Source organism: Serratia sp. BIGb0234 (assembly GCF_024809915.1).
Lineage (GTDB): Bacteria > Pseudomonadota > Gammaproteobacteria > Enterobacterales > Enterobacteriaceae > Serratia > Serratia liquefaciens.
Genome location: NZ_JANUEI010000001.1, coordinates 758,783 through 772,011, shown reverse-complemented (window position 1 = coordinate 772,011; position 13,229 = coordinate 758,783). Strand labels below are relative to the sequence as shown.

The following is a 13,229-nucleotide window of genomic DNA, read 5'->3' as shown; positions in this document are numbered from 1 at the left end:
TCTTAGTAAAAAACCCCGCTATGCGGGGTTTTTTTTCGCTCAAAATCAGCGGAACTGGCTACGTGCCCCCTTTCAAGGAATCACGGAACGGGACTTACTGTTCGTCTTTACCGAGAATGGCTTTTAAATCCTGTTTCAGCGATGACATCTGACTGGCATACTTCTCTTTACGTTCCGCATCTTCAATCAGCTGGACCACGGTTTCTGACAAAGTCACGCCGCGGCGACGAGCCAGGCCGGCCAAACGCTGCCAAACCAAAAACTCCAGATCGATAGATTTTTTACGCGTATGTTGGTGTTCTGCGTTAAAATGACGTTTACGCCGTGCGCGGATCGTCTGCTTCATCCGGTTATCCAGTTCCGGATTCATATGGTGGCTAATCCACGTCAGCACTTTTACCGGCTCATTTTCCAGCTTCAGCAGCTCTTCAATGGCTTCCTGAGCAAGGCTGTTTTCAATGTGGCGGGTAATAGCTTCCCCTTCCCGATGCTTCTTCACCAGGTACTTCCATTTCCAACCGCTCTCCAGATTTTCCAGTTGCTGATATTTCATCATGAGCTCTTCAGTGACCGCGTAACTTTAATTAAGCATAACAGCTTTGCGCCGAATTTCCCCGGCAATTACCCCTCTTTTAGACTGTTTTTTGCACAGTCATCGCGCGATGTCAAACTCCCTGACACCAACTACGACTCTGCATGTATCAAGCTGTCGTTATTCTTGTATAATCGCCCTTTCCCTTTTTGACGATTGCATCTAACACTTTGACCAATAACCGACTTGAATGGCAATCACTGTTGCCGGACGTTACGCCTTATCAAGCGATATTTGATACCGCCGCGCAGTTGGCGCCCGTGTCCTTTGCTTCCATTCAGCCTCGGCTGGAAAATGCACTGACGCTGTTTTGCCATCCACAGTCGCCACCGCGTTTCATGCTGTTGAAAGCGCAGGAAACGCGTGAGTATCTGGCATTGATAGCCCAGGCAGTTGAGCAACTGCAACCGCAGAATACCGCGTTTAAGGGCAGTCACTATGTGATCCAAGGCAGCAAAGTCAGCGTTGAACCCGCAAGCCAGGGTGATGAAGCCTTTGCGGCCGGTGGCGCCTGTGTGTTTCAGGAGTGGATTGAGCCGGAGCAGCTGTTTGGCTGCGTCAGGATCCACAACAATGAAATCAGCTTGCAACCCGGTCTGGTACATAAAGCCAACGGTGGCGTGCTGATCCTGTCGGCACGTTCCCTGCTGGCTCAGCCGTTACTGTGGCTGCGCTTGAAGCAAATGATCACCCAGCGCCAATTCCATTGGGTTTCCCCGGATGAAACGCGACCGCTGCCGATTGCCATTCCCCCGATGCCGTTGGAATTACGGCTAATCGTTGTGGGCGATCGCCACGGCCTGGCCGATTTCCATGATATCGAGCCGGAGCTGAGCGAGCAGGCGGTCTACGGCGAATACGAAGAAGATCTGCAACTCACCGAAATCGATGACATGGTGCAATGGTGTGGCTACGTCAATGCCCTTATCGACGAGAAGCAGCTACCACCGCTGGCCGCCGATGCCTGGTATCCGTTAATGGTTCAAGCCGTGCGTCACAGCGGCGATCAGGGCAATCTGCCGCTCTCCCCGCAGTGGATCAGCCAACAACTTTCTGAAGCGGCGCTGTATGCCGAGGAAGAGAGCATCACCGCCAAAGCATTCGAAGCCGCATTGAATGCCCGCGAGTGGCGTGAAAGCTACCTCGCAGAGCGGATGCAGGATGAAATTGAGCTGGGCCAAATCCTGATTGAAACCGAGGGGGAAGTCGTCGGCCAGATCAACGGCCTGTCGGTGTTGGAATATCCTGGCCACCCACGCAGCTTTGGCGAACCATCTCGCATCAGCTGTGTGGTGCATCTTGGCGATGGTGAATTTACCGACGTCGAGCGCAAAGCCGAACTTGGCGGTAATCTGCATGCTAAAGGCATGATGATTATGCAGGCGTTCCTGATTTCCGAACTGGAACTGGACCAGCCGCTGCCCTTCTCGGCTTCAATCGTGTTTGAGCAATCTTACGGCGAAGTGGATGGCGACAGCGCCTCACTGGCCGAGTTATGTGCGCTTATCAGTGCACTCTCGTCGCAGCCAATTACCCAGCAGATTGCGGTAACCGGCTCCGTCGACCAATTCGGCAATGTTCAGCCTATTGGCGGCGTCAACGAGAAGATCGAAGGCTTTTTCGAAGTTTGCCAACGTCGCGGTTTGACAGGCAAGCAGGGCATCATCATGCCCGCTACCAACGTGCGCCACCTGTGTCTACGCCAGGACGTAGTCGATGCGGTGCGCGAGGGGCAATTCCATCTGTGGGCCGTCGACAGCGCCGCAGAGGCCTTGCCATTACTCACCGGTTATCCTTACTCTGATGAACAGCAACCTAATCTGTTGGCTGCGATTCAGGAACGGATTGCACAGGTGAATCCGCAGGAACGCCGGCGCTGGCCGTGGCCACTTCGTTGGCTCAACTGGTTCAACCACGGCTGATCGGACTTGTTCAGCGTACACGTGTAAGCTAATCTGCGCCCTTCATTAAAATAAGGTTTACTGAGAACATGGTAGAAAAACGCGACTCCTATACGAAAGAAGACCTCGAAGCATCCGGCCGTGGCGAGCTGTTTGGCGCCGGCGGCCCGCCGTTGCCGGCAGGTAACATGTTGATGATGGACCGCGTGGTCAAGATGACCGAAGACGGTGGTACCCACAACAAAGGCTATGTGGAAGCGGAACTGGATATCAATCCTGACCTGTGGTTCTTCGGTTGCCACTTTATCGGCGATCCAGTGATGCCAGGCTGCCTGGGTCTGGATGCCATGTGGCAGTTGGTAGGCTTCTACCTCGGCTGGCTGGGTGGCGAAGGCAAAGGTCGTGCGCTGGGCGTGGGTGAAGTTAAATTCACCGGCCAGGTATTGCCGACCGCGAAGAAAGTCACCTACCGCATCAACTTCAAACGCGTGATCATCCGTAAGCTAATTATGGGTGTGGCAGATGGTGAAGTTCTGGTCGACGGCCAGGTGATTTACACCGCCAGCGATCTTAAAGTGGGCCTGTTCAAGGACACTGCTGCGTTCTAATCGCAGTCACGGCGGCCCTTCCCGGTCGCCGTTTTATTTCCCCGCCGCTATTATGCCCTGTGCTTTAAAACTCAGGTTCATGGCGGCTAAATAGTAACTACAATTATTGTAGTTACCAGGAGGTATGCCATGCAGAAAACCCGTTTTGACAACATGCCATGCCCAGTAGCCCGCTCACTGGACCGCGTGGGAGAATGGTGGAGCATCCTGATACTTCGCGATGCGTTCCATGGCCTATCGCGGTTTGATGAATTCCAGCAAAGCCTGGGGCTTTCGCCCACCATATTGACCCGCCGCCTGAGATACCTGGTGGAAAGCGGTATCCTGCATAAGCAGCGATATCAAACCCGGCCAGTACGGTATGAGTATCTGCTCACCGAACGCGGTAAAGATTTCTTCCCAGTGCTCGCGGCCCTGTTCCATTGGGGAAATACCCATCTGGCCGATGACGGCATTAGCGCGGAATTGGTCGACCGCCGTACCGGGCAGCCAATACGCGTAGAACTGATCGACAGCATTACCCGGCAGCCTATCGCGCTGCATAATATTACCTTAGCGCCAGGGCCGGCAGCGACCGACGGTATGCGCCAACGCGCGGCCCTGATGCAGCAGAACCTTTCTGCATTCCCCCCCGAATCATCCAAGGAGTCACTATGAACAGTCGTCGTATAGTCATTACCGGCATGGGCGCCGTTTCGCCACTGGGATGCGGCGTAGAGGCTATCTGGCAGCGTCTGCTGGATGGCCAGTCCGGTATTCGTCCGCTACCGGAAGAGATCGTTGCCGACCTGCAGGTTAAAATCGGCGGGCAGGTGCCTTCACTGGAGCAGGATGCCGAGGCAGGTTTTGATCCCGACAGCTCCGTAGCGCCAAAAGACCAAAAGAAAATGGACCGCTTTATTCTGCTGGCGATGGCGGCGGCCGATGAGGCCATTCGTCAGGCAGGCTGGACAGCGGATACGGAAGATAAGCAGGAGCGCACCGCAACCGTGATTGCCTCCGGTATCGGTGGCTTTCCGGCGATTGCTCACGCGGTGCGTACCACCGACAGCCGGGGTGCCAAACGCCTTTCGCCATTTACCATTCCTTCGTTCCTGGTCAATCTGGCGGCCGGTCATGTGTCGATTAAACACCAGTTCAAGGGCCCGATCGGCGCCCCCGTTACCGCTTGTGCAGCAGGCGTACAGGCTATTGGTGACGCGGTACGCATGATTCGTAACGATGAGGCCGATATCGCGCTGTGTGGCGGTACAGAAGCCGCAATCGACACCGTCAGCCTCGGGGGCTTTGCCGCAGCGCGCGCCATGTCCACAACGTCACCTGAAGAGGCAGAAAAAGCCTCCCGGCCATTCGACAGTGCCCGCAACGGTTTTGTCATGGGGGAAGGTGCCGGCATGTTGGTTATTGAAACGCTGGAACATGCGCTGGCGCGTGGTGCCACACCACTGGCAGAAATTGTCGGCTACGGTACCAGTGCCGATGCCTACCACATGACCTCCGGTGCTGAAGACGGTGACGGCGCCTATCGCGCAATGAAAATTGCGCTGAAACAGGCCGGTGTCACACCGGAGCAAATTCAGCACCTGAATGCCCACGCGACCTCAACACCCGTCGGTGATTTGGGTGAGATCAACGCCATTAAACACCTGTTCGGTACCGGGGGCAGCATAGCCATCACGTCGACCAAATCTGCTACGGGACATTTACTCGGGGCTGCAGGCGGGCTGGAAACCATATTTACGGCGCTGGCACTGCGCGATCAGATCGCACCAGCCACGCTGAATCTGGATAATCCAGACCCGGCGGCCGAGGGATTGCATTTGGTGGCCAATAAAGCGCAACCAATGACCATCAACTACGCGCTGTCGAACGGCTTTGGCTTTGGCGGCGTGAATGCGAGTATCTTGCTGAAACGCTGGTAGGAATAAGACGGTTTAAACAAAAACCTCCGCCCGGAGCGGAGGTTATTCCTTTTTTTTGACAGAGAGCCGCTTAAGCGGTCACAGCCCTGTCTTCCATGGCTTCTCGCCAACCTCCCAGCCATTGAGACCGGGCGTCCACAGATGATTGGTAGGGACAATATTCCCTAGAACGCCCTAAGATACCTGCCTGATAACCTCGTGAATGCGCCCTTTCCAGACGATCGCGTTTCTGTCTCTTCATGCCTCGTTTCCCTCATATTTGGTCTGGTGGAAAGAAAACAATGGCTGCTTTTTGTGCAGCCACGTATAAGCAATAGCGCTAAATGAAGGGAAGATCAATGCGCAAAATTCACGCCAATGTCATATTTGTGAGCTACACACGCAGAATTGGCTAAGTGGCTGATATGCCGAGGAAGAGGTTAACTGATTGAAATAAAATAAAAATCCCTCCCGACGAAAAGTTTTAATATTTTTCATCGGAAGGGATTAGACCTTTTTAGTCCAAATTATGACTAAAAACGACCGGCCTGCGAGGCGATGGACTGCGCCTCTTGCTGCCAGCCTTGCGCCAGGGTACGGACTAACGCATCGTAACCATCCTCGCCCTGTTTCAGCTCCAGGCTGAATGGCCGTTTAGTCAGCTTGCCTTGATGACTCAGCACCCATTCGCCACGAATAATCGCCTTGCCATCAAAACGACCATGGAAACCGCTGACCGTCACGTTCAACACATCCTGATCGCTGCTCATCGGCTGGGAGGAGACCACCCAGCCCGGCAATGCGCTGCTCAGGTTAGTGACCAGCGTTTGCTGCAACTGCTGGTCGAGCGGGCTGGCCCACAGGTTATTCTGAGCAATAACGTACTGCACATCATTGGTTTGATAAACCACGCCGTTCTGCGCCAGATAATCCGCCACGGTGACGTGTTCCAACCACAGTTGGCGAGAAGTCTCACCGCCGCTCACCTGTGTCGGCGCACCCAGCGCCGGCAGTTGGTAGTAGGTTTTCTGTGGTGTGCTGCTACAGGCGCTGAGTACCAGCGCCAGGGCTACAGGAATCCATTTCATCATTTATTGGCCTTCTTCGGCTGAGGATCGTTACTGCCCGCGGCTTCAAATACCAGCGCGTTGCTCTTTTCGTTCAGGGTGCGCAGCACTGGCTGCAACTCACGCAGCACCTGATCGAGACGTTGCATATCGCCGACCATCTTGTTGTAGGCCGGTGAACCTGGCTGGAAGCCTTTCATGCTGCGATTCAGCTCCTGCAGCGTTTTCTGCATATCCTGCGGCAGTGCCTTCATCTCTTTACTGGCGATGATGTCGTTCAACGATTTCATGGTCTGTTGCGTCGACTTCATGGTTTTCTGACTTTCCGCCAGGGTCTTGGTCGCTTCGTTGATCATCGGATTCAATGGCATCGCGTTGATCTTATCCAAGGTCTGCATCAGTTTCTGTTGGATCTGCGCCAGACCGCCGCTGGTGGTCGGCATCAACGGATAGCCAAACAGCTCACGCGGCCCTTTCCACGGTTTCTCCTGCGGATAGAAATCCAGATCGATATACAGTGAACCGGTTAACAGGTTGGCAGATTTCAGCGCAGCACGCATACCGCGAGATTCAGCATCTTTCAGATGGCCTTCAATATCGAAATTGCCGCCCAACTGTTTTTGGAAACGATCGGGTTCGATGCGGATCAGCACCGGGATCCGGTAGTCGTTATCCAGACGCTGCATCATACCTTCTTTATAGAATGGTACTTGCGCCACGGTCCCCAAACGGATACCGCGGAACTCAACTGGCGCACCCGGCTGCAGGCCACGGATCGAGTCGGAGAAGAACATCAGGTAATCTTTGTGTACGGTGTACAACGAATCCTGGATGCTGCGTTGGTTATCGAACAGCTGATATTCGGTTTTCTCTTTTACCTGCTCACCGCGATCCCAACCGTCCGGCACGTCAAAGCTGACGCCACCGCTGAACAGCGTAGCCAGGGATCCCATTTCTACCCGCATCCCCTGCGCGGACATGTCGAAGGCCACGCCGCTGTCTTTCCAGAAGCGAACGTTGCTGGTCACCAGTTGGTCGTAAGGAGCGGAGACGAACAGCTGATAACGCATGGCGCGCATTTTCGGATCAAAATAGCTGGTCTCTACCGAGCCAACGCGGTAGCCACGGAACAATACCGGATCGCCGGCATTCAACTGACCCGATTTCTCACTGTCCAGTATGATGCGCAAACCTTTGGCGTCCGGAGAAGCCAACGGTGGTGCATCCAGCAGTTGGTAATCGTTTTTCTCTTTACCTTTTTTGCCCGGCTGCAGCTCGATGTAAGCACCAGACAGCAACGTACCCAGACCGGAAATGCCTTCACGGCCAATCTGCGGTTTCACCACCCAGAAGGCGGTATCCTCGCGCAGCAATTTCTCCATGCCGGAGTTTAACCGAGCCTGCACCACCACCTTGCTCAGGTCATCGCTCAGGGTCACGGTTTCCACTACACCGACGTCAACGCTACGGCTGGTGATTTTGGTTTTACCCGCCTCCAAACCTTCAGCGGTTGTGGTGACCAGCGTCACCTGAGGCCCCTGGTGGCTGAAATGGTAAAACAGGATCCAGGCGCCGATCAGCGCAGTGACGATGGGGATAATCCACACCGGCGACCAGCGCTTGATCTTTTCAACGTCCGCGACGCTATGATTATTTTCCGTCACCTTGCGGCTCCTTTTTTATTGTTTCATTTACGCGATCCCAGGTCAGCCGGGGGTCAAACGTCATGGCAGCAAACATAGTGAGGATCACCACCATGGCGAACAGCAGTGCACCAGTAGCAGGATAAATACTCATCAATTGTCCCATCCGTACCAATGCCGAAAGCACGGCAATCACAAACACGTCGATCATTGACCAGCGGCCAACGAATTCAACCACTTCATAAATCAGGTGCATCCGTTCGCTATCAGCCCGGGGTTTATGCCTGCCGTTAGCATCCCAGCACAACCAGCCAATCGCCAACATTTTCAACGACGGCACCATGATGCTGGCGATGAAGATCACCATCGCCACCGGATAAGATCCCTCGCCCCACAGCAGGATCACCCCGGCCATGATGGTAGAGGTGATTTTGTTGCCCAGGGCTTCGGTAACCATAATAGGCAGCAGATTAGCCGGAATATACAGCATGATAGAGGTGACAAGCAGTGCCAATGTCCATTGCAAACTGTGGCGGCGACGGACATAACCTTTGGTGTGGCAGCGTGGGCAACGGGTCATCTCGGCCGGCAGAATCGCCGTACAGCATTGGCAAGAGCGCAGGCCCTGGCGCAACCCGATGTGCCCAACCTGCATTGGACGATCGAGCCGCGGTGCAGGTTCAATGTCATTCCATAACCAGCGGCGATCGACACATTGGAAGGCGCGCACCTGCAGCAGGCAGAACAGGCAATAAGGCACAAAGCTGCTGCCGATACCGATATCGCCATAGGCCATCAGCTTGACGAAACTGACCAACACCCCTGCGAGGAAAATCTCCACCATGCACCAGGTTTTAAACTGGAACAGCATCTTGGCCATCCACTCTTTCAGGCCAAGGGGGATACGCACTCGGGCACACAGCACAATGATCGCCACCATGCAGAATGCAGGGATCAACTGTACGAACACCATAAACAACGTGGCCATGCTGGCGTAGTCTTCCGCCACCATCACCTGCGGGATCTGGATCAGTTTGATTTCGTTACCGAGGCCGGCAACGCGCATATTGATAAACGGGAAAATATTCGCCAGCAGCAGCATGAACAATGCGCTGAGTGCATAGCCGATTGGCCGCTTGCGCGGTTCCTGCCAGCGGGAGCTGAGGGTCGTTTTACAACGCGGGCATACCGCTTTTGAACCATATGCCAGCGGCGGCAAGGCCACCAACATGTCGCATTGTGGACACAGCATCAGATTGTCCTGTTGCTGTTTTGCGTGTGTTGCATGACTGTGCTGCTCGTGATTCTCGTGGGAACACACCATAATCCTCCTTAACAACGTCGCTCACCGGTACGGCAATACCGTCCGCAGCAGCGCGCGGACGGTATTCTCAACGGTTAGCCGTTTTTCATCGCTTCCAACTCTTCCCAACGGGCGAAGGCTTCTTCCAACGCTCCTTCGGCGGCGGCCAGCGCCGTCAACACCTGTTGTGTTTCGCTGTGAGGGCGCGTGAAGAAATCAGCATCGCTCATTTGCGCCTGCAGTGCTTCAATTTCCGCTTCCAGCTGTTCAAGGCGTTGCGGCAACTGTTCCAGTTCGCGTAACAAGTTATAGCTCAGTTTAGCCGCCGGTTTCTTGGGCTGTTCAGCCTTTTTCTCCGCCGCCGGTTTATTCTGTTCAGCCGCGACCTGGCGAATAGGTTTTGCCGTTGCGCGCTGGTGGTGCGCATCGTAATAACCGCCGACAAAGGTGCTGATCTCGCCGTTGCCTTCAAAGATCCAGCACTCGGTCACGGAGTTGTCGACGAATTGACGATCGTGGCTCACCAGCAGCACGGTGCCCTGATAGCCATCGATCAACTCTTCCAGCAGCTCCAGCGTTTCGACGTCAAGATCGTTGGTTGGTTCATCGAGAATCAATAAGTTGCTTGGCTTCAGGAACAGCTTGGCCAGCAACAGACGGTTACGCTCGCCGCCTGACAATGCTTTCACCGGCGTCATGGCGCGTTTCGGATGGAACAGGAAGTCCTGCAGATAGCCCAGTACGTGACGGGAACGGCCATTGACCATCACTTCCTGCTTGCCTTCTGCCAGGTTGTCCATCACCGTACGTTCCGGATCCAGTTCGGCGCGGTGCTGGTCGAAGTAGGCCACTTCAAGCTTGGTGCCGCAATGTACGCGACCGCTGTCGGCCTTCAACTGGCCAAGCATCAGCTTCAGCAAGGTCGTCTTGCCGCAGCCGTTCGGACCGACCAGGGCAATCTTGTCGCCGCGCTGCACCTGAGCGGAGAAATTGCGCACCAGCACTTTGCCGCCGACCTGATAGTTGACATCTTCCATCTCGAACACGATCTTGCCGGAGCGTACCGCTTCTTCAACCTGCATTTTGGCGGTGCCCATCACTTCACGACGTTCTGAACGCTCGTTACGTAATGCCTTCAGCGCACGTACGCGGCCTTCGTTACGGGTACGACGCGCCTTGATGCCCTGACGGATCCACACTTCTTCCTGCGCCAGCTTGCGGTCGAATTCGGCGTTTTGCAGCTCTTCTACCCGCAGCGCTTCTTCTTTGCTCAGCAGATACAGATCATAATTGCCCGGCCAGGACACCAGCTTGCCACGGTCGAGATCGACAATGCGCGTCGCCATGTTGCGGATAAAGGAACGGTCGTGAGAAATGAACACGATGCTGCCCTGGAACTCTTTCAGGAAGCCTTCCAGCCAGTCGATGGTGGTAATGTCCAGGTGGTTGGTCGGTTCGTCCAGCAGCAATACGCGTGGAGAGCTGACCAGCGCACGCCCCAGCGCCGCTTTACGCAGCCAACCGCCGGACAGCGAGGAAAGCTCCGCGTCCCCGTTCAGGCCCAGCTGCAACAGCACTTCGCTGATGCGGCTGTCGAGCTGCCAAAGCCCCTGGTGATCGAGGATTTCCATAATCTGCGCCATACGCGTCAGGTTTTTTTCGCTCGGATCGGTTTCCACCAGGTGCGAAATCGCGTGATAGGCCTTCAGGTGTTCCGCCTGCTCGGCCACGCCTTCGGCCACGAAATCGAATACTGTCCCGCCGATATTGCGCGGGGGATCCTGTTGCAGACGCGCAACGATCAGATCTTGCTCGTAAATCACCCGGCCATCGTCCAGCGGAATTTCTTTACCGAGGATCTTCAACAGCGTGGATTTACCTGCGCCGTTGCGCCCAACCAGACAAACGCGTTCGTTGTCTTCAATATGAATTTCGGTGTTATCTAAAAGCGGCGCATCGCTGAAGGACAGCCAGGCACCGGACATGCTGATTAACGACATAGTAATTATTTTCCTTCGCCGGCGTGGGTAACCAGCCAGCAGTTATGAATTTGACGGTTACGGGCAAAGTCCTGCGACTGCGTCTGGGCGGTAATTTCTTTCGCCTCCAGACCCAGGGCGCTCAGGCCGGCCATATCCATCTGGAAACCGCGCTTGTTGTTCGAGAACATGATGGTCCCGTTACGACGCAGTAACCGTTTCAAATCTTGCATCAGCACCAGGTGATCACGCTGAACGTCAAAAGTGTTCTCCATCCGCTTGGAGTTGGAGAAGGTCGGCGGATCGATAAAGATCACATCGAATTGTTCGTCGGCATTTTGCAGCCATGACAGGCAATCCGCATGGATCAATCTGTGCTGTTTGCCGGTCAGGCCGTTAACGCGCAGGTTTTTCTCTGCCCATTCGAGATAGGTACGCGACATATCCACCGTGGTGGTACTGCGCGCGCCACCCAACCCGGCGTGTACGCTGGCGGTGCCGGTATAGGCGAACAGGTTGAGGAAGTCTTTGCCCTTGCTCATCTCACCCAGCATACGGCGAGCAATGCGGTGGTCGAGGAACAGGCCGGTATCGAGATAGTCAGTCAGGTTAACCCACAGCTTGGCGTTAAACTCTTCCACCAGCAGGAACTCGCCCTTCTGTGCCAGTTTTTCATACTGGTTTTTGCCTTTCTGGCGCTCACGGGTTTTCAGGATCAGCTGATTGGACGGCAATTCCAGCACCGCCAGCGTGGCATTGATCACATCGAACAGACGTTGACGCGCTTTCTGCGCATCGATGGTTTTCGGCGGCGCGTACTCTTGTACCACCACCTTGCTGCCGTAGCGGTCTACCGCCACGTTGTATTCCGGCAGGTCAGCATCATACAGGCGATAACATTCAATGCCCTGCTGTTTGGCCCACTTGTCGAGCTTCTTCAGGTTCTTGCGCAGGCGGTTGGCAAAATCTTCCGCGACCTGAATACCGCCGGAGCCCTGTGGGTTCTCCGCCAGTTGGTAATTTTTCTGCACGCAGTCCAGCGGACCATTTTTGGCCTTGAACTGGCGTTCGGCACGCAGCTGCAGGCAGCTCAGCAGTTCCGGCGATGCGCTGAACAATGACAACTGCCAGCCGCCGAATGCGCTCTTCATGATACGGCCCAGCATATTATGCAGGGCGATCAGCGCCGGTTCACTTTCCAGACGCTCGCCGTACGGCGGGTTGCACACTACGGTGCCCGTCGGGCCTTCCGGCAGTGGATTGGTCAGTTTAGCGACGTCGTTGACGTTAAAGGTTATCAGTTCGGCAACGCCTGCACGACGGGCATTGCCGCGCGCCATTTCAATCACCCGACGATCGATATCAGAACCGAAGAAACGTGAGGTGGTTTCTTGCAAGCCACGGCGTGCACGCACCTGTGCTTCGGTGATCACTTCGCGCCACAGATCGACGTTATGGCCATTCCAGGCGGTAAAGCCCCAATGTTGACGGTGCAGACCCGGAGCGCGATCGGAAGCTATCATCGCCGCCTCGATCAATAGCGTCCCCGAGCCACACATAGGATCGAGCATCGGAGTCCCCGGTTGCCAGCCGGAGCGTTGCACAATCGCCGCCGCCAGGCTCTCTTTCAGCGGTGCCTGGCCGGTCAGATCACGGTAGCCGCGTTGATGAAGGCCTTCACCGCTCAGATCGAGCGCTACGCTGGCCATATCGCGCTGCAGGAACACATTGACGCGAATATCCGGCTGCTGCTTCGCAACCGTCGGACGCTGGTCGAGTTTGCGAGTAAAGCTGTCGACGATGGCGTCCTTAACCTTCAACGCACCATATTGGCTGTTGCGGATCTCTTCGTTCACGCCGCTGAAATGCACGGCGAAGGTTTTATCCACGCCGAAAATGTTGGTCCAGTCGATCGCCTGCACGCCCAGATACAGATCCAGATCGCTGTGCACGCGGAATTCATTCAGCGGCAGCAAAATACGTGAGGCCAGACGGCTCCACAGCAAGCTTTGGTACAGAAGACGATCGTCACCCTGAAAATGTACCCCACCCTGCACTACTTTACAGGCGTGAGCGCCCAGCGCTTCCAGTTCGCTTTTTAACAGTTCTTCCAGTCCACGCGCCGTGCTGGCAAACAGAGAGTTCATATCGTACTTATCACCAAAAAGAAAATTGTTGCGCATTATAGCTAATCCAGACCGCTTGTCATAAAGTTGCTCCCTTCTATTTAATAAT

General features: G+C 55.1%; 11 protein-coding genes. 4 read left to right on the top strand and 7 right to left on the bottom strand.

The window, feature by feature from the left end:
* Positions 1–94: 94 nt before the first annotated feature.
* On the bottom strand, positions 95–553 hold the full coding sequence (gene matP / locus M2407_RS03720; RefSeq protein ID WP_122080598.1) for a macrodomain Ter protein MatP: 459 nt from the start codon (positions 551–553) through the stop codon (positions 95–97).
* Positions 554–762: 209 nt separating this feature from the next.
* On the opposite strand from matP, the gene M2407_RS03715 reads away from it, so the two are divergent.
* From M2407_RS03715 to fabF, 4 genes are all read left to right on the top strand, one after another.
* Positions 763–2,514: a Lon protease family protein gene (locus M2407_RS03715; RefSeq protein WP_259216764.1), complete on the top strand. Its 1,752-nt coding sequence runs from the start codon at positions 763–765 to the stop codon at positions 2,512–2,514.
* 68 nt (positions 2,515–2,582) lie between these two features.
* Positions 2,583–3,101, top strand: coding sequence for a bifunctional 3-hydroxydecanoyl-ACP dehydratase/trans-2-decenoyl-ACP isomerase (fabA, locus tag M2407_RS03710; protein WP_012006178.1), 519 nt, complete (start codon positions 2,583–2,585; stop codon positions 3,099–3,101).
* Positions 3,102–3,230: 129 nt separating this feature from the next.
* Positions 3,231–3,758: a helix-turn-helix domain-containing protein gene (locus M2407_RS03705; RefSeq protein WP_048761943.1), complete on the top strand. Its 528-nt coding sequence runs from the start codon at positions 3,231–3,233 to the stop codon at positions 3,756–3,758.
* The gene (gene fabF, locus M2407_RS03700) at positions 3,755–5,023 is read left to right on the top strand and encodes a beta-ketoacyl-ACP synthase II (RefSeq protein WP_259216762.1); all 1,269 of its coding nucleotides are present in this window, start codon (positions 3,755–3,757) and stop codon (positions 5,021–5,023) included. Before M2407_RS03705 ends, fabF begins: the two co-directional genes overlap by 4 nt.
* A gap of 70 nt (positions 5,024–5,093) precedes the next feature.
* Here fabF and rmf read toward each other — a convergent pair whose 3' ends face one another.
* From rmf to rlmKL, 6 genes are all read right to left on the bottom strand, one after another.
* A complete protein-coding gene (rmf, locus tag M2407_RS03695) occupies positions 5,094–5,264 on the bottom strand; it encodes a ribosome modulation factor (RefSeq protein WP_071827009.1) in 171 nt (56 codons plus the stop codon).
* 271 nt (positions 5,265–5,535) lie between these two features.
* Positions 5,536–6,093, bottom strand: a complete 558-nt coding sequence (gene pqiC / locus M2407_RS03690) for a membrane integrity-associated transporter subunit PqiC (protein WP_044549599.1) — start codon at positions 6,091–6,093, stop codon at positions 5,536–5,538.
* Positions 6,090–7,733, bottom strand: coding sequence for an intermembrane transport protein PqiB (pqiB, locus tag M2407_RS03685; protein WP_020826166.1), 1,644 nt, complete (start codon positions 7,731–7,733; stop codon positions 6,090–6,092). Before pqiB ends, pqiC begins: the two co-directional genes overlap by 4 nt.
* Positions 7,720–9,036, bottom strand: a complete 1,317-nt coding sequence (gene pqiA / locus M2407_RS03680; protein ID WP_020826165.1) for a membrane integrity-associated transporter subunit PqiA — start codon at positions 9,034–9,036, stop codon at positions 7,720–7,722. The genes pqiB and pqiA overlap by 14 nt, the downstream gene beginning before the upstream one ends.
* Positions 9,037–9,110: 74 nt before the next feature.
* On the bottom strand, positions 9,111–11,015 hold the full coding sequence (locus M2407_RS03675) for an ABC transporter ATP-binding protein (protein WP_046373980.1): 1,905 nt from the start codon (positions 11,013–11,015) through the stop codon (positions 9,111–9,113).
* A gap of 5 nt (positions 11,016–11,020) precedes the next feature.
* Complete coding sequence (gene rlmKL, locus M2407_RS03670) at positions 11,021–13,141, bottom strand: bifunctional 23S rRNA (guanine(2069)-N(7))-methyltransferase RlmK/23S rRNA (guanine(2445)-N(2))-methyltransferase RlmL (protein WP_104410963.1); 2,121 nt, start codon at positions 13,139–13,141, stop codon at positions 11,021–11,023.
* Between the last annotated feature and the right edge of the window lie 88 nt (positions 13,142–13,229).